Annotated in this window: 21 protein-coding genes; 13 read left to right on the top strand and 8 right to left on the bottom strand. The window is 67.8% G+C overall.

All coding sequences use genetic code 11. The features are described from left to right. Positions 1–69 precede the first annotated feature (69 nt). Positions 70–1,560 carry an HNH endonuclease signature motif containing protein gene (locus tag AC4ELH_RS20005; protein WP_498886159.1) on the top strand — a complete coding sequence of 497 codons (1,491 nt, stop codon included), beginning with the start codon at positions 70–72 and terminating at the stop codon, positions 1,558–1,560. Between the two features lie 11 nt (positions 1,561–1,571). Here AC4ELH_RS20005 and AC4ELH_RS20000 read toward each other — a convergent pair whose 3' ends face one another. From AC4ELH_RS20000 to AC4ELH_RS19980, 5 genes are read right to left on the bottom strand one after another with little or no spacing between them, the layout of a single operon-like run. Beyond that, on the bottom strand, positions 1,572–1,766 hold the full coding sequence (locus AC4ELH_RS20000) for a ferredoxin (protein ID WP_064961021.1): 195 nt from the start codon (positions 1,764–1,766) through the stop codon (positions 1,572–1,574). A gap of 5 nt (positions 1,767–1,771) precedes the next feature. Continuing rightward, complete coding sequence (locus AC4ELH_RS19995) at positions 1,772–2,977, bottom strand: cytochrome P450 (protein WP_498886156.1); 1,206 nt, start codon at positions 2,975–2,977, stop codon at positions 1,772–1,774. A gap of 9 nt (positions 2,978–2,986) precedes the next feature. Next, the gene (locus AC4ELH_RS19990) at positions 2,987–3,793 is read right to left on the bottom strand and encodes an alpha/beta fold hydrolase (protein WP_498886154.1); all 807 of its coding nucleotides are present in this window, start codon (positions 3,791–3,793) and stop codon (positions 2,987–2,989) included. A gap of 10 nt (positions 3,794–3,803) precedes the next feature. After that, positions 3,804–5,798: an MMPL family transporter gene (locus AC4ELH_RS19985; RefSeq protein ID WP_498886233.1), complete on the bottom strand. Its 1,995-nt coding sequence runs from the start codon at positions 5,796–5,798 to the stop codon at positions 3,804–3,806. 4 nt (positions 5,799–5,802) lie between these two features. Then, positions 5,803–7,395 carry a Na+/H+ antiporter gene (locus AC4ELH_RS19980; protein ID WP_064887869.1) on the bottom strand — a complete coding sequence of 531 codons (1,593 nt, stop codon included), beginning with the start codon at positions 7,393–7,395 and terminating at the stop codon, positions 5,803–5,805. Between the two features lie 42 nt (positions 7,396–7,437). Between AC4ELH_RS19980 and AC4ELH_RS19975 the strand changes: the two genes are divergently transcribed. From AC4ELH_RS19975 to AC4ELH_RS19950, 6 genes are read left to right on the top strand one after another with little or no spacing between them, the layout of a single operon-like run. Continuing rightward, entirely contained in the window at positions 7,438–7,740 is a 303-nt protein-coding gene (locus AC4ELH_RS19975) for a UBP-type zinc finger domain-containing protein (RefSeq protein WP_082941935.1), read from the top strand. A 24-nt stretch (positions 7,741–7,764) separates the two neighbouring features. Next, complete coding sequence (gene purT, locus AC4ELH_RS19970; protein WP_064887883.1) at positions 7,765–9,048, top strand: formate-dependent phosphoribosylglycinamide formyltransferase; 1,284 nt, start codon at positions 7,765–7,767, stop codon at positions 9,046–9,048. A gap of 7 nt (positions 9,049–9,055) precedes the next feature. Continuing rightward, entirely contained in the window at positions 9,056–9,511 is a 456-nt protein-coding gene (locus tag AC4ELH_RS19965) for an Rv0361 family membrane protein (RefSeq protein ID WP_064887866.1), read from the top strand. After that, entirely contained in the window at positions 9,508–9,921 is a 414-nt protein-coding gene (locus AC4ELH_RS19960) for a rhodanese-like domain-containing protein (RefSeq protein ID WP_064887864.1), read from the top strand. The genes AC4ELH_RS19965 and AC4ELH_RS19960 overlap by 4 nt, the downstream gene beginning before the upstream one ends. Before the next feature lie 20 nt (positions 9,922–9,941). Beyond that, on the top strand, positions 9,942–11,156 hold the full coding sequence (locus AC4ELH_RS19955) for an O-succinylhomoserine sulfhydrylase (RefSeq protein ID WP_448444146.1): 1,215 nt from the start codon (positions 9,942–9,944) through the stop codon (positions 11,154–11,156). Positions 11,157–11,167: 11 nt separating this feature from the next. Next, positions 11,168–11,581, top strand: coding sequence for a hypothetical protein (locus tag AC4ELH_RS19950; protein WP_463794672.1), 414 nt, complete (start codon positions 11,168–11,170; stop codon positions 11,579–11,581). Here AC4ELH_RS19950 and AC4ELH_RS19945 read toward each other — a convergent pair. Further along, positions 11,578–12,441 (bottom strand): SDR family oxidoreductase, encoded by an 864-nt coding sequence (locus AC4ELH_RS19945; RefSeq protein ID WP_498886150.1) that lies wholly within the window; start codon positions 12,439–12,441, stop codon positions 11,578–11,580. The two genes, AC4ELH_RS19950 and AC4ELH_RS19945, sit on opposite strands and share 4 nt — an antisense overlap. Before the next feature lie 73 nt (positions 12,442–12,514). On the opposite strand from AC4ELH_RS19945, the gene AC4ELH_RS19940 reads away from it, so the two are divergent. The 4 genes from AC4ELH_RS19940 (at position 12,515) to AC4ELH_RS19925 (ending at position 15,603) form a co-directional block, all read left to right on the top strand. Beyond that, the gene (locus AC4ELH_RS19940; RefSeq protein WP_498886231.1) at positions 12,515–13,594 is read left to right on the top strand and encodes a class I SAM-dependent methyltransferase; all 1,080 of its coding nucleotides are present in this window, start codon (positions 12,515–12,517) and stop codon (positions 13,592–13,594) included. Between the two features lie 87 nt (positions 13,595–13,681). Continuing rightward, entirely contained in the window at positions 13,682–14,185 is a 504-nt protein-coding gene (locus AC4ELH_RS19935; protein WP_498886147.1) for a GNAT family N-acetyltransferase, read from the top strand. Further along, entirely contained in the window at positions 14,182–15,282 is a 1,101-nt protein-coding gene (locus AC4ELH_RS19930; protein WP_064961027.1) for an LLM class flavin-dependent oxidoreductase, read from the top strand. The genes AC4ELH_RS19935 and AC4ELH_RS19930 overlap by 4 nt, the downstream gene beginning before the upstream one ends. 18 nt (positions 15,283–15,300) lie before the next feature. After that, the gene (locus AC4ELH_RS19925; protein ID WP_064961028.1) at positions 15,301–15,603 is read left to right on the top strand and encodes a hypothetical protein; all 303 of its coding nucleotides are present in this window, start codon (positions 15,301–15,303) and stop codon (positions 15,601–15,603) included. Here AC4ELH_RS19925 and AC4ELH_RS19920 read toward each other — a convergent pair. Beyond that, positions 15,600–16,340, bottom strand: coding sequence for an MBL fold metallo-hydrolase (locus tag AC4ELH_RS19920; protein WP_498886144.1), 741 nt, complete (start codon positions 16,338–16,340; stop codon positions 15,600–15,602). The two genes, AC4ELH_RS19925 and AC4ELH_RS19920, sit on opposite strands and share 4 nt — an antisense overlap. Before the next feature lie 35 nt (positions 16,341–16,375). Here AC4ELH_RS19920 and fgd point away from each other — a divergent pair, with 35 nt between their 5' ends. Next, positions 16,376–17,386, top strand: coding sequence for a glucose-6-phosphate dehydrogenase (coenzyme-F420) (fgd, locus tag AC4ELH_RS19915; RefSeq protein WP_448444134.1), 1,011 nt, complete (start codon positions 16,376–16,378; stop codon positions 17,384–17,386). Between the two features lies 1 nt (position 17,387). Continuing rightward, on the top strand, positions 17,388–18,350 hold the full coding sequence (locus tag AC4ELH_RS19910; RefSeq protein WP_064887844.1) for an endonuclease/exonuclease/phosphatase family protein: 963 nt from the start codon (positions 17,388–17,390) through the stop codon (positions 18,348–18,350). 2 nt (positions 18,351–18,352) lie between these two features. Here the strand turns inward: AC4ELH_RS19910 and AC4ELH_RS19905 are convergent, their stop codons facing one another. Further along, entirely contained in the window at positions 18,353–19,114 is a 762-nt protein-coding gene (locus AC4ELH_RS19905; RefSeq protein ID WP_498886142.1) for a GntR family transcriptional regulator, read from the bottom strand. Between the last annotated feature and the right edge of the window lie 43 nt (positions 19,115–19,157).

Here is a 19,157-nt window from a genome sequence, read left to right as displayed (position 1 = left end):
CTTGAGCTTCAATCGAAAACACCGCTGAACAGCAGAAAAGCGCCCACTAGAACACTAGGAGCGCCACACTTGTTCGACGTTGATTCCGATGTTGCTCTGATCGACAAGATCAGTGCCGCGGCGCGGGCGGAGTCGGCGGCGATCGCGGGGCGGCTGGCCGCGATAGGGGCGTTGGACAGTCTGCGGGAACAGGAGTTGGCCGAGTCGATCTTTTGGACCACCGACCCGTTCGAGGAGGTCTCTGCAGAAGTATCAGCGGCGTTGCGGATCAGTCGGGGCCGGGCCGGCACCCAGATTCATCACGCCCGGGTGTTACGCGACAAACTGCCGTTGGTGGCGGCCCGGTTCGCTGTTGGCGACATCGACTACCGGATCGTGCGGACGCTCATCGCCCGCACCGGCATCGTCGACCCCGCAGTCTGGGCCGGCCTGGATGAGGAACTCGCGGCCCGGGCGCATCGGTGGATGCGGTTGTCTGAGCGGCAGTTGCGGGATCGGGTGGATCAGTGGATCGCCAAACTCGACCCCAACGGGGTGCGGGTTCCACCCCCGATCGATGACGGGCGGTTTGTTCAGGTCGAGGCGAGCAGCCCCGGCATGGCCTCGGTGTGGGCCAATGTGCACGCCGCTGACGGGGTCGCGTTGAGTCAACGCCTGGATGCGGTGGCTGACACGGTGTGCAAGGACGATCCGCGTACCCGCGAGCAGCGCCGCGCCGACGCGGTGGGGCCGGTGGCCCGACTCGAATCCCACCTGCCGTGCCTGTGTCGGCGCGAGGACTGCCCCGCCGCACAGCAACACGCGGCCGCCGATGCGGCGGTGGTGCATGTGCTGGCCGACCAATCCACCGTGGACGGCACTTGTGATGATCCGGGGTATCTGGTCGGCCATGGCATCCTGCCCGCCGAGTCCGTGCGGGATCTGGCCGCCACCGGCACGGTCAAACCGGTGCGCATGCCCGCTGGGGCTGAGCCGGAGAGAACGGCCGCCGACGCCGGCGCTGAGTCCGCTGCGGTCGGCGAGCCGCGGTACCGCCCGTCGGTGGCGTTGTCGGAGTTCATTCGGTGGCGCGATCTGACCTGTCGGTTCCCCGGCTGTGATGCCCCGGCCGAACGCTGCGACATCGACCACACCGCACCCTGGCCCGCCGGGCCGACGCACCCGTCGAACACCAAACTATTTTGCCGGGCACACCATTTGGTGAAAACGTTCTGCCCCGGCTGGACTGACCGTCAACGACCCGACGGCACCATCGAGTTCACCACCCCCACCGGACACACCCATGTGACCGAACCCCACGGCGCCGGTCTGTTCCCCACTTTGGCTCAAACGACCGGGGACCTCAACCTCCCCGATCCCGAACCTGGCGCGCCCAGCCTGGACCCGAACCTGAACCGGGCCGCCAAGATGCCCAAACGCTCACGCACCCGCGAACAAGACCAACGTGACCGCATCGCCGAAGAACGACGCCTGCGCGCCGAACTCAACAACGACCTCGCCTACGAACGCGACTACCAAGCCTGGCTCGCCGAAGAAAACGGACCACCACCACCCTTCTGAGCGGCTGGGCGTCAGTCCCCGGTCAGCTTCAATGCGCTTGCCGGGCACAGCTTGACGGCCTCGCGCGCATGCGCGATCTCATCGTCGGGCACCTCATCGACGAGGACATCGACGACGCCGTCATCGTCCTGATCGAAGACGACGTCGGAGACCATCACACAGTTGCCCGATGCGATGCAGGCATCCCGATCTGCTTCTACTTTCATGGCGCTCACCACGTTACCGCCAACGATTTGAGCCCGTAGATGAAGTGGAAAGACCGGTAGGCGACGTCCTCGAACGGCTCTGCCAGCGCGAGGTTCGGGAACCGTTGCAGCAGGGCCGGGAAGGCGATCCGCATCTCCATGCGGGCGAGCGGAGCACCGAGGCAGTGGTGCACGCCGTGGCCGAAAGCCAGATGCCCGGGCGCACCGCGGCGGATGTCGAGCAGGTCGGGGGTGTCGATGAAATCGGGGTCCCGGTTGCCCGCGGGTAGGGAGGCGAAGACCAACTCGCCGGCCGGTATCCGCACGCCGGCAACGTCGACCTCGGTGGTCGTGAAGCGCGGGATGGCGTTCTGGACGATGGACAGCCAGCGCAGCAGTTCCTCGACGGCGGGGCCGACGGCATCCGGGTCGTCGCGCACGGCCGCCAGTTGATCGGGATGGCGCAGCAATGCCAGAACACCCAGGCCCAGCATGTTCGACGTGGTCTCATGTCCGGCGAGCAACAGCAGCCCAGCGATGCCGACGAGCTCGTCGTCGGACAGCTCGCCACCATGGTCGCGGACCAGCATGCCGAGAATGTCTTCGCCCGGATCCTGGCGGGCCCGCAGGACGAGGCCACGCATGTAGTCGCGGCTCTGCTGTTGCAGCGCAAGACGTTCCGCGATGGACAGGGACAGGTCGAGCTGGTGCGTGGAGCGGTCCTGAAAGTCGTCGCGGTCCTCGTAGGGCACCCCGAGCAGCTCGCAGATCACCAGCGACGGGATGGGCAGCGCAAAGTCGGCCACCAGATCCGAGGGTGGGCCGGCCGCTGCCATCGCATCGAGTCGGGAGTCGACGATCTCGACGATCCGAGGTTCGAGACGCTTCATCCGGCGGATGGTGAACTCCGCGGTGAGCATGCGGCGCAGCCGCTGGTGGTCAGGCGGGTCAAGTCCCAACAGGTTGCCGGCCCGGGCGCTGGCCAGTTCTTCCTCGGACATCTGGGGCGCCCCGGGCAGGGCGAAACCGGGTGGTCTGCTGTTGGAGAACCGCTCGTGGTCACTCAACACCGCCTTGACGTCCTCGTGGCGGGTGATCAGGTACACGGGATTGCCGAGCGCGCTGACGACCTTGCGTACCCCGTCGGTCTCACGGATCTCGCGCAGGTCTGGCGTCGGGTCGAAGGCATTGCGCCGCATGTGCACTGGCGGCAGCGTGATCGGCCCAGTCATGCCCCGACGCTACCCGCGTGCCAGGAAATCCCTGATCAACGTGTTGACGAGGCGGGGATTCTCCAGCGCGGCCAGGTGTGCGACGCCGTCGAGCACCGTCACGTCCGCGCCCGGAATGGCGTCGGCCATCGCGATGGTCTCCGTAAGCGGGAACGTGGGATCTTCGGCACCGGCGACCACGAGGACGGGTGCTTTCACGCGAGAGAACAGAGCCCGCTGATCCGGCCGGCGCGGCACCACGCTCGTCACCGCCCAGGCAGCGGAATCGACGTCGACGCGGTGCACGGCATCCCGCACGAAGGCGACCACTTCGGGACGTGTGTCAAATGTCGTCGGGCCCAGGAAGGCCGCGAGGACCGGGCGGGTGAGTGGACCGCGGATTCCCCTGAGCGCTTTGGCCATCCGCAGCAGCAGGCCGTACTCGAGCTTTTGCCCGCGCCCGGCGGGCGACGCCGTGCAGTTCATCAACACGGCGCACCCGATGCGGTCCGGGTGCAACGCCGCGAACGTCCCACCGATCATCCCGCCCCAGGAGTTGCCGACGAAGTGGGTGCGTTCGACGCCGACACTGTCGAGGATGTCGGCGACGGTGGCTGCGCAGTCGGTGAAACTGAATGGGGCCGTCAGCTTTTCGCTGCCGCCGTGGCCGGGTGGGTCGACGACGATGACCCGGTGGTCGGGTTCGAACTCCCGCATCTGGCCGGCCCACATGTCCCCGGTCATCAGCAGGCTGGGCCAGAACAGGACCGCGTCGCCGTCGCCGCGGACCTGGACGCGGAGACGGCCGAGTTTCGTCGGGACTCGCAGCTCCTGCACATCTGCCAAGTTAGCGCTCGGCGTGCAGACCCGGCCACCAGATGCGGGGGCCGATCAAGGTGAACAGCGCGGGGATGATCACTGTGCGGACCACGAAGGTGTCCAGCAGGATGCCGAGCCCGACGATGATGCCCAGCTGCGTCAGCACGATGAGCGGCAGGACGCCCAGCACGCAGAACACCGCCGCCAGCACCACGCCGGCACTGGTGATCACCGCTCCGGTAGCCGACACCGCCCGCACGATGCCCTGCCGGGTTCCGAACTCTGGGGTCTCCTCACGGGCCCGGGTCACCAGGAAGATCGTGTAGTCCACGCCGAGGGCCACCAGGAACAGGAAGGCGAACAGCGGGGTGCTGTTGTCCAGGGCGGGGAATCCGAACAGGTGGACGCTGGCCCAGCCGCCCAGTCCGAGCGCGGCCAGTGCACTGAGCACCGTCACCCCGACCAGCACCAGCGGCGCGAACACGGACCGCAGCAGGAGGTAGAGCACCGCCAGCACCACCGCGAGGATCGCCGGGATCACCACGAGGCGGTCGCGCTGGGCGGCCGCGGCGGTGTCCCTGGCCTGGGCATCGGACCCGCCCACGAGCGCGCTGGGGTCCGCCGCGTGCACCGAATCACGAAGGGCATCAATGGTTTCGAAGGCCTCATCGGAGGCGGGTTCGCCCTTGAGGACCACCGACCACTGGCTCAGGCCGGAGGGGGACTGACCGGCAGGTGAGGCGGAGACGACGCCGGGAGTATCGGTGATCGCCCGCTGCACCGCACCGCCCTTGGCGGTGGAGGCGATGACGCGGGTGGGATCGGTCAGGCCGCTCGGGAAATGCGCGGCCAATGTCTGATAGCCGGTCACCGATTCGGCCTGTACCCGGAACTGCTCGGTCTGCGTCAGCCCGATCGGGGTGGACAACAGGGCAGTGCACAGGACGGCCAGGCCGGCCAGCGAGACCAGAGCCACCCGGGCGGGTTTGCGGGCCACCGAGTCCGCAATTCGGTGCCAGATACCGGTTTCGGTCAGCGGTGTGGCGCCGACCTGGGGAATGAACGGCCAGAACAGTCGTTTGCCGCACAGGGCCAGCAGCGGTGGCAGCACGACCAGGACGAAGATCGCGGCGACCACCAGACCCGACGCGGCCTGCACACCGAGACTGCGGTTGCTGGGCGCCGAGGCGAACAGCAAGGTCAGCAGGGCCAGCACGACGGTCGCGTTACTGGCAACGATCGCCGGGGCGGCGGCCCGTACCGCGACCACCAGAGCTTCGCGGTGCTGCTCGGTGCGCCCCAGTTCCTCCCGGTACCGCGAGATGAGCAGCAACGCATAGTTGGTGCCCGCACCGAACACCAGCACGCTGGTGATTCCCGAGGTGGAACCGTCCGGGCTGAGCCCGAGTCCGGAGGCCACCGCGGTGCCGACGACGGCGCCGACGCGGTCGGCAAAGGCGATCACCAGCAGCGGCACCAGCCACAGAACCGGTGAGCGGTAGGTGACGATCAGCAGCAGGGCCACCACGGCCGCGGTCACCGCGAGCAGTGTGATGTTCGCTCCGGCAAATGAATTGGCGATGTCGGCGCCGAACGCCGGGCCGCCGGTGATCTGGGCCCGAAGCTCGGCAGGCAGGCCGTCGTTCGCGGTGGTGCGCAAATTCTTGACGGCGTCGTTCAGTCCGAAGCCGGACAGGTCGGCCTTCAGTGGCACGGTGACCACCGCGGCCTTGCCGTCGTCGGAGACGGTCAACGGCGGCCCGGGTGCGTCGGTCATCCGGTGGCGCGCATCGGCGGTGGCGTCGACGTCGCCCATGGTGAGTTCGGCGCCGTCGGCGCGGGTCACCACCAGGATCGCCGGAACCTGATCTCCACCGGGAAAGTCGGCCCGCAGCGCGTCGGCCCGCGCCGACTCGGCATCAGCCGGGACAGCGACCGGTGACTGCGAGGCGGCGTCGCCGCCGCTGAGCAGGCCCAGGAGCGCGCCGGAGACGATCACAACCAACACAGCCAGCCACGCCAGACACCTAATCACGGTTCAGTGTCGCCTCTTCCAAGTCGAGCCCATGGAGCACAGTACGCAGGACCTCGTCGTCGATGTGGCCGGCATCGCGCTCGGCGATGAACGTGTCCCGTTCGGCGGCAAGCATTTCCAGGCGCAGCCGACGGAATGCCGATGTCGGGCTCTCACCGATGTCGGCGTCGTCGCGGCCCAGACGCTCCCAGGCGGCGTTGCGGCGGCGGGTGTTCCAGGCCCGCAACACGTCGGCGGCGCGCTGGGGCACGTCTGCGGTCGCCGACTGCTCGGCAAGCAACTCATCGAGTCGCTCGGCCGCGGCGCGGGCGGCCTTGTCCTGCGCGGCGGCGGTGGCGATCGCATCGCTGTGTGCCTCGTCGCCCTGGGCGCCGAGGACCCGGATGAACCACGGCAGCGTCAGGCCGTGCAGCAACAGGGTCCCGACCACGACCACAAAGGTCAGGAACACCAACTGCGGGCGGCCCGGGAACGGATCGCCGGACAGCGTGGTGGCTGGGACACCGAACGCTGCGGCCAGGGACACGACGCCACGCATACCCGCCCAGGCCACAACGAACACCTGGGCTCGCGGCGGTTCGGGTTCGTGGTCGCGGATCCGCTTGGACAGCAGGCGGGGCAGATAGGTGGTCGCGTAAACCCACACCATTCGCACCCCGATCACCGTGACGAGCACGGCGGCCGACGAGATGGCGAGCGTGGCCGCCGAGATTCCGGCCAGCTCGCTGATCACCTTCGGCAGCTGCAGGCCGATCAAGAGGAACGCGAATGATTCCAGGATGAGCTGCAGCGCCTTCCACACCGCCTTGTCCTGCAGCCGGGTGGCATAGCTGGCCTGGGACTCACGCTGGCCCAGCAGCAGAGCGGCCACCACCACGGCGATCACGCCCGAGCCGTGGATCTCCTCCGCCAGCAGGTAGGTGAAGAACGGCGCCACCAGGCCGATGGCGCTCTCGACCAGCGGATCGTCGAGCCGGGTGCGGATGAAGTTCACCACCATCCCGATCACCCAGCCCACCACCACGCCGCCGACCGCGGCCAGGGCGAACGTGCTCAGCCCGCCTCGCCAGGTGGCAGCGGTGCCGATGGCCGCGCCGAGAGCGACCTTGTAGGCGGTCAGCGCGGTGGCGTCGTTGAGCAGGCTCTCCCCGCCCAACAGCGTCATGGTGCGCCGCGGCAGCCCGAGCCGGCGGCCGACGGCGGTTGCCGACACGGCGTCTGGCGGGGCCACGATCGCGCCGAGGGTCAGGGCCGCGGCGATGGTGAGTTCGGGCACGATGTGGAAGGCGACGATGCCGACGACGAATGTGGTGGCCAGCGGAAGCCCGACGGCCAGGAACCCGATGGGGCGGATGTTGCGGCGCAGCGCCACGTAGCTGCTCTCCAGTCCCGCCGACCACAGCAGCGGCGGCAGGATCACGAAGAGCACCAGGTCGGGGTCCAGGTGTACGTCGTGGAAGCCGGGTAACGCGCTGCCTGCCAGGCCGGCCACCACCAGGGCCAGCGGCGCGGAGACGTCGAAGCGGCGCGCTACGGCGGCCAGCAAGATTGCGGCCACCAAGGCCGCCAAGAGTGAGGCACCCACGCTGTCAGCCCTCCTTCGTGTGCTTGCTTATCCTTGGTCAACATGTTGAGGAGATCACGGCGGCGCGAGCACAACCCGGCGCCTCGCACCTGTGAGCATCTGAACGCGGAGGTTGCCGAGCCGCATCCCGTGACCCCTGGTCGATGCCAGGAATGTGAGGAAGACGGCGAGGACAACTGGGCGCATCTGCGGATGTGCATGACGTGCGGTCACGTCGGTTGCTGTGACTCAAGTCCGCATCAGCATGCCACCAAGCACTTTCACCAGAGTGGCCATCCGGTGATGCGCTCGGCAGAACCCGGGGAGAGCTGGCGTTGGTGCTATATCGACCACCGGGTCGGGTGACGATCTGGCAGGCTGGTGCGTGCGATGAGTGAATCGATTGAGGACGCGCAGACTGATGACCTGACGGATGATCAGGTCGACGGTGCCGAAGAGGCTCCGTCCCCCAAGCCCACGGAGTCCCCCAAGCCCACCGATCCGGCGGCGACGGTGCTGCTGCTGGGTTCGGGTGAGTTGAGCCGGGAGCTCGCGCTGGCCTTTCAGCGGCTGGGCGGAGTCGTGGTCGCCGCGGACCGCTACTACGCCCCCGCGCACGGCGTCGCGGACCGCTCTGCGGTGATCAAGATGAATGACGCCGAGGAACTCGCTGCGCTGATCGAGCGGGAGCAGCCGCGCTACGTGGTGGCCGAGTCCGGTGTCATCGCCGCTGACGCGCTCGTCGCGGTGGCGGAGCGGGGCGGCATCGAGGTTCTGCCCACACCGCGCAGCATTCGGCTCAGTCAGGACCGCGAGGGTCTGCGCCGCCTGGCGTCGGACGAGCTGGGCCTGCCCACGGTGCCGTTCTGGTTCGCCGGGTCGGTCGACGAGCTGACCGCGGTGGCCGAGCATGCCGGTTTCCCGCTGGTGGTCAAGCCGGTGGTGGGCGCGCAGCGCGACGGGGAGTCGGTGATGCTGCGGTCCGACGACGTCGAACCGGCCTGGCAGCGGGCGACCACCGCCGGACACATCGCGCAGAACCGCGTGCTGGCCGAGTCCGTCGTCGAGGTCGATTACGAGATCACGATGCTGACCGTGCGCACCGCCGGACCGTCCGGTCCCGGCGTGCAGTTCTGCGAGCCGATCGGGCACCGTCAGGTCGGTACCGATGTGCTGGAGTCCTGGCAGCCTCAGCCCCTGTCACCGGCTGCGCTGGACGCCGCGAAGTCGATCTCCGCCCGGATCGTCAACTCGTTGGGCGGGCGTGGGGTGTTCGGGGTCGAGCTGCTGGTGCAGGGCGACGACGTGTACTTCTCCGATGTCCGGATCCGGCCGCACGACAGTGGGCTGGTGACACTGCGGTCGCAGCGGCTGTCGGAGTTCGAGCTGCACGCCAGGGCGATCCTGGGCCTGGCGGTCGACACCATCATGATCTCCCCGGCGGCTGCCGAGGTCAGTTACGGCGGAGCCGACACCGGTGAACTGTCGGGCGACATCAGCGGTGTGTTGGCCGACGCGCTGGCCACGTCGGAAAGCGATGTGCGGTTGTTCGGCCGACCGGGTGAATCCGACGCCCCACGGCGGCTCGGGGTGGCCCTGGCCACCGCGCCCGATGTGATCATTGCCCGGGACCGTGCCCGCCGGGTCGGCTCCGCGCTGCGCAAGCTGTGGTGAACCGTTGATGGCTGAGGACACGGAGGAAACGGGGGACCGGCCCACGATGGCGCCGTTCCTCGGCGCGCTGGCCATCATTGTGCTCGTGGTGATCGTTGTTGTTCTGCTCAACACGTTCGGCAGCGACGGGCGCAGCGAGGAGCAGAAGGTGAGCCTCGCCGCAGTCGGCCAGAACGACGCTCTGCAGCGGGAGAGCTTCGGCGAGTTCTCCGATCACACCTGCGTCGCGCAACGTGGCACCGAAGCCGATTTCATTGCCCGGCAGCGTGACTCGGTGGCCAAGCAGGGTGCCAGGTATGTGGACGACGTGACCGGGGTGCACGTCGAGGGTGATCGGGCCACCGCAACGGTGGTCTACCACTTCGGCAACACCCCCGACGCCAAGGTGAACAGCGAGACGGCGTTCGTGCGTGAGGACGGCCAATGGCGCGTCTGCTCGAGTATGGGAGACTCACGCCCGTGAGCTATGCAGGTGACATCACGCCTGAGGAGGCCTGGAAGCTTCTGAGCGAGAATTCCGAGGCCGTGCTGGTGGACTGTCGTACCGACGCCGAGTGGCGCTTCGTCGGCGTGCCGGATCTGTCCACCCTCGAGCGTGACGTGGTGTACGTGGAATGGAACCGCACGGACGGCGGGCACAACGACGCCTTCGTCGACGATCTCAAGGCGTCAGGAGTAACGCCGGGTGAGCGTCCGGTGGTCTTCCTGTGTCGTTCCGGCAACCGTTCGATCGGTGCGGCCGAGGCCGCCACTGCGGCCGGCATCGCGCCGTCCTACAACATCCTCGACGGATTCGAGGGCAATCTCGACGAGTTCCGCCACCGTGGCGGTACCGGTTGGAAAGCCGTCGGTCTGCCTTGGACACAGAGTTGAGTAGCAGAGTCGAAAACAACATGACTGACATCCCATCTGTCCGGATACCGGCTGCTCTGCCCGAGGGCGTCAGCCAGGCCACCATCGGCGTGCGCGGCGGTCTGCTGCGCTCGGAGTTCGAGGAAACCGCCGAGGCGATGTATCTGACCTCGGGGTACGTCTACGAATCCGCATCCGCGGCCGAGAAGGCGTTCACCGGCGAGATCGACCGTTTCGTCTACTCCCGCTATGGCAACCCGACCATCTCGATGTTCGAGGAGCGGTTGCGGCTAATCGAGGACGCTCCGGCTGCGTTCGCGACTGCCACCGGCATGGCGGCCGTCTTCACCGCCCTCGGTGCCTTGCTGGGTGCCGGTGACCGCCTCGTGGCCGCCCGCAGCCTCTTCGGATCCTGCTTCGTGGTGTGCAACGAGATCCTGCCCCGCTGGGGTGTGGAGACCGTGTTCGTCGACGGCGAGGACCTCGCGCAGTGGGAAGAGGCACTGTCCGTTCCGACGACCGCGGTGTTCTTCGAGACGCCGTCCAACCCGATGCAGTCCCTGGTCGACATCGCCGCGGTGTCCGAGCTGGCCCATGCCGCCGGCGCAAAGGTCGTGCTGGACAACGTCTTCGCCACGCCGCTACTGCAGCAGGGCATGCCGCTCGGCGCGGACGTGGTGGTGTATTCGGGCACCAAGCACATCGACGGGCAGGGCCGCGTGCTCGGCGGGGCGATCCTCGGTGACAAGGAGTACATCGACGGCCCGGTGCAGAAGCTCATGCGCCACACCGGCCCGGCGATCAGCGCGTTCAACGCCTGGACGCTGCTGAAAGGCCTTGAGACGCTTGCGGTCCGGGTGGACTATTCGAACCGCTCGGCCCAGCGGATCGCCGAGTTCCTGGAAGGCCATCCGTCGGTGAGATGGGTGAAGTACCCGTTCCTGAAGTCGCACCCGCAGTACGACCTGGCGCAGCGGCAGATGCGTGGTGGCGGCACCGTCGTCACCTTCGAGCTGAATGCCAATGACGGCAAGGCGCGCGCCTTCGAGGTGCTCGACAAGCTGCGCGTCGTGGACATCTCGAACAACCTCGGTGACTCCAAGACACTGATCACCCACCCGGCAACGACGACGCACCGGGCCATGGGCCCGGAGGGGCGCGCCGCGATCGGACTGGGCGACGGTGTCGTGCGCATCTCGATCGGCCTGGAGGGCACCGAGGATCTGATCGCCGATCTCGACCAGGCGCTGAGCTAGGCGGGCCAGGCGTGTCCAAGGGCTCCGACGCCAAGAAGGCCCGCCGCCGCAAGCGGCAGGCCGCTCGTGACACGCGGTTGGTGCCCCACGAGATGGTCGATGAGTTGGCCGACATCCCGGATGCCGTCGTCGCCGATCTGGCCGAGTTCGACGATCGAATCACCGCGCGCGGCTGGACTTTTGACGAGGAACAGTCCAACGACGACTACGCGGTGTGGTTTTACGAGCCGTCCGGCGCCCAGGTCGACGACGGCCTGCCGGTGACCTCACTGTGGCTGGACGCGGCCGAGGACGGCGAGATCGTCCGGGTGGTGTTCGTCGGCAGCGTCGAGCGCTACGAGTTCACCCACGAGGAACTGCTCGACGGTGCCCTCGACGTGATCGAGGGCTACCGTCACGGAGCCGAGCTGCCGACCTTCGGCTAGCTCTTGCCGTCGGAGTCGATGACGCCCTGAGCGGCCTGGGCCCGGTCCTCGTAGGCCTTGCGCTTGGCGGTGTCGAACTCCAGGAACACGTTGTCCAGGCCCAGCTTCTTGTTCATCCAGCGACGGCCCTTGGGCGGCAGCATCTGCGCCGCCTGCGCGGTGAAGCGCAGCGGCGGCGGCACCGACACGTGCGTCTTGGGCTTGTTGAGCGTTTTGATGATCGCGGCGGCGATGTCTTCGGGTTCGACGGGCTTGATGGCCCCGCCGGACTTGGTGCCCGAGATGAGGTCGGTGTTGGTGAACGGCGGCATGATCACCGAAACGTCGACCCCGTGCGGTGCCATCTCGTCGGCCAGCGCGGTGGTGAGCCCGACGACGGCGTACTTCGCGCCGACGTAGACCACCTGGCCGGGCAGCGGGATCAGGCCCGACAGCGACGCGATGTTGATGACGTGGCCGCGGCGACGCTTGACCATGTCCGGCAGTGCCAGCTGGCAGCCGGTGAGCACGCCGTAGACGTTGACCTCGATGTTCGACCGGATCGACTGCTCGCTCTGCTCCAGGAACGGCCCGACCGGCATCACACCGGCGTTGTTGATCAGCACGTCGATGTGGCCGCCGCCGTCGGTGCGGGCCTTGTCCAGGAATGTCGCGAACGATTCCCGGTCCGTGACGTCGAGCGGGTAGCCGGAGACCTGGCCGAGCTTGGTCAGCTCGACGACGGCCGACTCCTGAAGGGCCACGTCACGGTCACCGATGACGACCCGGGCGCCTTTGGCCAGCAGGGCCTTGGCGGTGGCGTAACCGATGCCGCGGGCGGCGCCGGTGATCGCGATGGTCTTGCCCCTGATGTTGTCCATGGCGGCGAACTTTACACGTGTCAAGTTTTGCGCGGAAGGGGGTGGCCGAGGCGGCGTAGTCTGGGCGGGCGTGATGGCGAATGGCACCGATCAGCAGGCAATTACCGAAACCGCAGAGGATTTCTCCGAACGGATGACCGCGGCGATCGACAGTGCGGGGTTGACCCTGCTGTTGAGCATCGGCCACCAGACCGGGCTGTTCGACGTGATGGCCAAGCTGCCGTCGGCAACCAGCACCGAGATCGCCGCGGCCGCGGGCCTCGATGAACGCTACGTCCGCGAATGGCTCGGCGGGCTCGCCGCGGGACACGTGGTCGACTACGACGCGGAAGCCTCTACATACCGGTTGCCCGAACACCGCGCCGCTGCGCTGACGCGCGAGTCCGGTCTGGGCAACCTGGCGCGTCTGGCCCAGTACGTGCCGCTGATGTGCGAGGTCGAACAGAAGATCCTCGGCTGCTTCCGGGACGGCGGTGGTCTGAGCTACGACGACTATCCGCGCTTCCACACCGTGATGGCCGAGCGCAGTGGCGAGGTGTTCGACGCCGCCCTGGTCAGTGCCGTGCTGCCGTTGGTCGACGACCTGCCGCAACGGCTCGAGAGTGGCATCGACGTCGCCGATTTCGGTTGCGGCAGCGGGTACGCGATCGGCCTGATGGCCGCGGCCTATCCGGCCAGTCGATTCACCGGAATCGACTTCTCGGAAGAGGCGGTCGCCACCGGGGCTGCGTCGGCTGCGCAACGTGGTTTGACCAATGTCTCGTACCTTTCCGCCGACTTGGCGAACCTCGACCTGACCGGGGCGTACGACCTCATCACCGCGTTCGATGCGATCCACGACCAGGCCCAGCCCGCCCGGGTGCTGGAGAACATCTACCGTGCGCTGCGGCCGGGTGGAGTGCTGGTGATGGCCGACATCAAGGCTTCCAGCCGGCTGGAGGACAACATCGGCGCGGTGATGAGCACGTACCGCTACGCGGTGTCTCTGACCCATTGCATGTCGGTCTCGCTCGGTCTGGGCGGAGCCGGGCTGGGGACGATGTGGGGCAGACAGTTGGCGGTGTCGATGCTGACCGACGCGGGATTCGCCGACGTGGAGGTCACCGAGATCGAGCAGGACCCGTCGAACTACTACTACCTGGCCAGGAAATGAGCGGTTCGGCAGGGTTTTGATCAGGCTGAGCCTGTGGGCATATCGCGGCCGTGGTTGCGCGTTGAAGCAGCCGTGAGTATCGGAACGGTGGTTAAGTCAGCCCCCGTGAGTGGTGTGCGGTTCGTCGCGGTCGATCTGGATGATCCACTGGCTGCCCCGCTGCTGGCCGAGCTGTCCGTGGAGTACTCGGGGCGCTACGGCGGAACGCCGGAGCAGATGATGGGTTGGCTGCGTGGGAAGTCGGCCGACGAGTTCGCCCCGCCCGGCGGCGGCCTGTACATCGGCGTGCTCGACGGTATGCCGGTGACGGGCGGCGCATTCACCCGATTCGACGCCGACACCGCCGAACTCAAACGCATCTGGACCGACAGTCGTTATCGCAAGCGTGGCTACGGCAGGGTGCTGCTGGCCCACCTCGAATGTGAGATCGCCGCCCGCGGGTACCGGAGGGTCTATCTGACGACGGGTCACCTGCAGCCGGAGGCCGAGGCGCTCTACGACTCCGCGGGTTACACCCGGCTCACCGCACCTTTGCCGCCCGAGGGGGAGGGGACGGTCTTCCCGATCGCCTTCGAGAAGGAGCTGACGTGACCACCACTCCGCTCTCGATCCTCGATCTGGCGCCGATCAGCGCGGGCAGCGACGCGCAGACCGCGCTGCGGAACACCGTCGACCTGGCCCGGCACGCCGAACAGTGGGGCTACCAACGGTATTGGGTCGCCGAGCATCACTTTGTATCGGTGGCCAGTTCGTCGCCCGCGGTTCTGGTGGGGCAGATCGCGGCGGCCACGGAACGGATCAGGGTCGGCACCGCTGCCGTGCAACTCGGCCACACCACGGCGGTCGCCGTGGTCGAGAGCTTCGGCACCCTGGCAGCGTTCTACCCCGACCGGATCGATCTCGGGGTGGGCCGCTCGGGTCAGAAACGCGCCGAGGCGGTGCGGGACAAGCCGCGCGAGCCGAGGCCGCCGCGCCGGTGGCACGAGATCGACGGTGTGGTGATCCCGACGCCCTACGACGTCAGTGCGCTGATGCGGGACCCGCAGTTGCGGTCACGGATGGCCGTGTTGCAGCAACCCGAAGCGCTCACACCGGATTTCGCCGAACAGGTGGACGACATCCTGGCCATGCTCGCCGGCCGTTACGAGGTGGGCACGGCCGTTCCCGGTGCGGGCGCCGACCTGACACCGTGGGTGTTCGGCAGCAGCAAGGGGCAGAGTGCACGCGTCGCGGCCGCGCGCGGGTTGCCGTTCGTGGCGAGCTATCACATCACGCCCGCCACTGCGCTGGAGGCAATCGAGGTGTACCGCAACGGATTCACCCCGTCGGAGTTCCTGGCCGAGCCGTACGTGGCGGTGTCGGCCGACGTGGTCGTCGCCGACGACGAAGCCACCGCACGGCATCTGGCGTCCAGTTACGGGCACTGGGTGCATTCGGTCCGGGCCGGCGGTGGCGCCATGCCCTATCCGGACCCGGACGACTGTGGGCCGCTGTCCGACGAGCAGTTGGACGTGGTCCGGGACCGTATCGCAACGCAATTCGTCGGTGATCCCGATCAGGTGGCCACCCGGCTGGAAGCGTTGCAACGCCTCAGCGGTGCGGACGAACTCGTCATCACCTCGGTGACGCACCGGCACGCCGACCGGCTGCGCTCCCACCAGCTGCTTGCCGAGCGGTGGGGTCGTTAGCGGCTAGGCTGGCCTGCGATGCCGAGTCTGCAGGTAATCGTGGGAACGCTGCTACTGGTAGCGGCTGCGGTGGTGTTTGCGAGCGGCGTGGCTTTGCGGCTGTTCATCGGTCGCCGGGCGGACTCGGCGGAGTCACGACGGCGGATGCACGCATTCCGCCGGACCAGGTTTGCCCGGGTGCTGTTCGGTTCGGTGTACGACGACGAGGTGTTCGACCCCGACGAACTCGACCAGATGGTCCTGATGCCCACGATCGTGCTGGCCTGCGGTTTGTGCCTGACCGGGTTCTTCCTGCTGGGATACCGGATCCTGCAGCACTAAGCGTGGACGGCCGCGGCGGTGGCGGCGGCGTCGGCGATCGATCCGCGCCACATCGGCCCGTGGCCGGGAAGCATGATGTCGGTACCCAGCACACCGAGCGTCTCGAGGCTGCGCAGACAGCCGTCTTCGTCGTGGTTGAACAACGCCGGAAGCAGTGACGGACCGGTGCGCCGCAGCAGCGGGTGCCCCGTCACCAGTGCGTCGCCGCTGACTAGGGCGCCGCCGACGATGAACGAGCAGTGTCCGCCGGTGTGACCCGGCGTCGGCACGGCGACGGGCGCCCCGGGCAGCCCGGCGGCGATCTCGGGGGTCAGCGCCTGCGCGGTGGGGATACCGGCATGGTTCATCCCGCCTTTGACGGTGATGGTGGCCGCCCACTTCAGCCAGCGGGGCTGCCAGATGTTGCGCACCACATCGGCGGGTGCGGCCTGCTCCAGGTATTCGCGTTTGGCGTGACCGAGCTCGGTTGCGTGGCAGAACACCGGTACGCCATGGGTTTTCGCGAGCCAGATCGCGGTGCCGAAGTGGTCGATGTGAGCGTGGGTGAGCAGGACCGCGGCGATGTCGTCGATGGAGTAGCCGATTTGGTTCACCGAGCCGATGACGTCCTGGCGCTGGCCCGGGAACCCGGCGTCGATCAGCATGACCCGGTCCCCGTCGGTCACCAGCGTCCAGTTGACCAAGTCGGTCTGTGCGAAGTGCACGTGCTCGGTGATCGCGGTCAGGGCTGCTGCCATGTCGCGAGTTTAAGCATAGGAGTAGAAACGAAGCCGTGGCTGAACTGAAACTGGGATACAAGGCATCGGCGGAGCAGTTCGCGCCTCGGGAACTGGTCGAGCTGGCGGTGCTGGCCGAAGCGGCCGGGATGGACAGCGCGACGGTCAGCGACCATTTCCAGCCGTGGCGGCACGAGGGTGGGCATGCGCCGTTCTCGCTGGCCTGGATGACGGCGGTGGGTGAGCGTACCGAGCGGCTCGTGCTGGGCACCTCGGTGCTGACGCCGACGTTCCGGTACAACCCGGCGGTGATCGCGCAGGCGTTCGCGACGATGGCGTGTCTGTACCCGGACCGCATCTTCCTCGGGGTGGGTACCGGCGAGGCGCTCAACGAGATCGCCACCGGCTACAGCGGGCAGTGGCCGGAGTTCAAGGAGCGTTTCGCCCGGCTGCGGGAGTCGGTCAAGCTCATGCGTGAGCTGTGGCTGGGCGACCGCGTCGATTTCGAGGGTGAGTACTACAAGCTCAAGGGCGCCTCGATCTACGACGTGCCCGAGGGCGGTGTGCCGGTCTACATCGCTGCCGGTGGTCCGGTGGTGGCCAAGTACGCGGGTCGCGCGGGTGACGGGTTCATCTGCACCTCGGGCAAGGGTGAGGAGCTCTACAAGGACAAGCTGATCCCGGCCGTGAAGGAGGGTGCGGAGGCTGCCGGCCGCAACGCCGAGGACATCGATCGGATGATCGAGATCAAGATCTCCTACGATCCGGATCCCGAGGCTGCGCTGGAGAACACCCGGTTCTGGGCGCCGCTGTCGCTGACGCCGGAGCAGAAGCACTCCATCGATGACCCGATCGAGATGGAGAAGGCCGCCGACGCGCTGCCCATCGAGCAGGTCGCCAAGCGTTGGATCGTCGCCTCGGATCCCGATGAGGCGGTCGAGAAGGTCGGCCAGTACGTCAAGTGGGGCCTGAACCACCTGGTGTTCCACGCCCCCGGTCACGATCAGCGTCGGTTCCTCGACCTGTTCAAGAACGATCTGGAACCGCGCCTGCGCAAGCTCGGCTGAGTTGATCCGAATTCTCGCGACCCTCTCCGGGGTGGTCGCGGCGGGTGTGGCCGTGGTGGGTCTGGCGGTGCGCTACGTACCGCTGGGCCGCCACGGCACGGTGCTGTTGGCGACGGCATCCCCCTACCTGACCTTGGCCGCCCCGGTGGCGGTGTTGCTGCTGGTGCTCGGTCGGCGGTGGGTGCTGACGGCGCTGGCCGTGGTGCTGACGCTGGCGATCGCCGTGATCCAGGTGCCGCAGTACCTCGGTCCCGAGGCGGTGACGGCGCAGTCGGCACCGGTGCGGGTGTTCACCTCGAATCTCGGTATGGGGCGCGGGGATCCGGCCGCTGTGGTGGCCGCTGCCGAACGGACGGCCGATGTCGTCGTAATACAGGAGCTCACGCAGGAGGCCGCCGACGGGTTGATCGCGGCCGGGCTGGAGAACACCTTCGGCCACCGGATCTTCGACCCCGAGCCGATGGCCGGCGGCCTCGGAATCTGGAGCCGGTTCCCGTTGACCGACAGTGCACATGTCCCGGGCTACTCGATGGTGATGCTGCGGTCCCGGGTCCATGTGCCGGACGTCGCGGTTCCCCCGATCTTGGTGGGGGTCCATTTCGCCGCGCCGTGGCCGCAGCCGATCGAGTCGTGGCGCAACGACATGGCGAAGTTCCCGACAATGCTGCGCGAGTTGGCCGACGAGGCCGGTCCGGGTGCGGTGATCGTGGCGGGGGACTTCAATGCCACCCACGACATGCTGCCGTTCCGGGAACTGCTGGCCACCGGCTATCGCGACGCCGCAGAGCAGGCCGGCGGGGGCCTGGTCCGCACCTTCCCGGTCGGTCCCCGAAGGGTGCCTGCCGTCGGAATCGATCATGTGCTGTTACGCAATGCCGACGCGACCGCGGTACGAACGGAGCTCGTGCCGGAGGCCGACCACATGGCCCTCATCGCCGACATCGTTGTCCCACACGGGGCCTGATCTCAGGCGCTGCACACCGAGCGTTGCACTGCACCGACACCGCCCTGACTGGTGGCGGTGAGCCGGACCCGGTCGGCCCGGAACAAGTCGTAGGCGTACTCGAACGGGCGGCCACTGCTGTCGCGGGTGACCCGCGTGACGGCCAGGAGCGGCCTGCGGTGGGCGATGTCGAGCCACTGCGCTTCGCGGGGACTGGCGCTGACCACTTCGATGGTCTCGGTGGTGGCGGCCGGGGTGAGGCCGTACCGCACCCGCACCAACTCATACAGCGAACCGCCGAGCGGCTGTTCCAGCAGATCTTCCACGTGGGCGGCCACGAAGCAGGCCAGATCCACCGAGAGCGGCACACCGTCGGCGAACCGCAACCTTCGGATCGTGAATATCTCTGCACCATCGGCGATTTCGAGGGCATGCGCCTCCACCGGGGTGGCCGGCCTGCGGTCTGTCGTCAGTACGCGGGTGGCGCTGGTGTGACCACCGGTGCGCAACCGATCCGGCAACCCCGCCAGTTCGGCGGCATTGCGTTCGACGACGTCGGCGCGCACGAACGTGCCGCCGTTGCGCCCGGTGCGGCGCTCCAGTACGCCCGCCTGACTCAGCGGCAGCAGCGCGCTGCGCAGTGTGGAGCGCGACACCGCGAAATTCGCCGCCATCTCCCGTTCGGTGCCCAGCCGTGAGCCGGGGCGAAGGGTACCCAGGGCCAACATGGACAGGATGCGTCGGCGCACGTCCTCGGCGACGGGGCCGCCCGGTGTCAGGGACATGCCCCGAGTGTGAACCAAATAGACGCCGCAGAGCAGACCGAAA

This window comes from Mycobacterium shunyiense (assembly GCF_058270075.1).
Note: the sequence above shows the minus strand (reverse complement) of the source record. Positions and strands in the feature narration are given on the sequence as shown.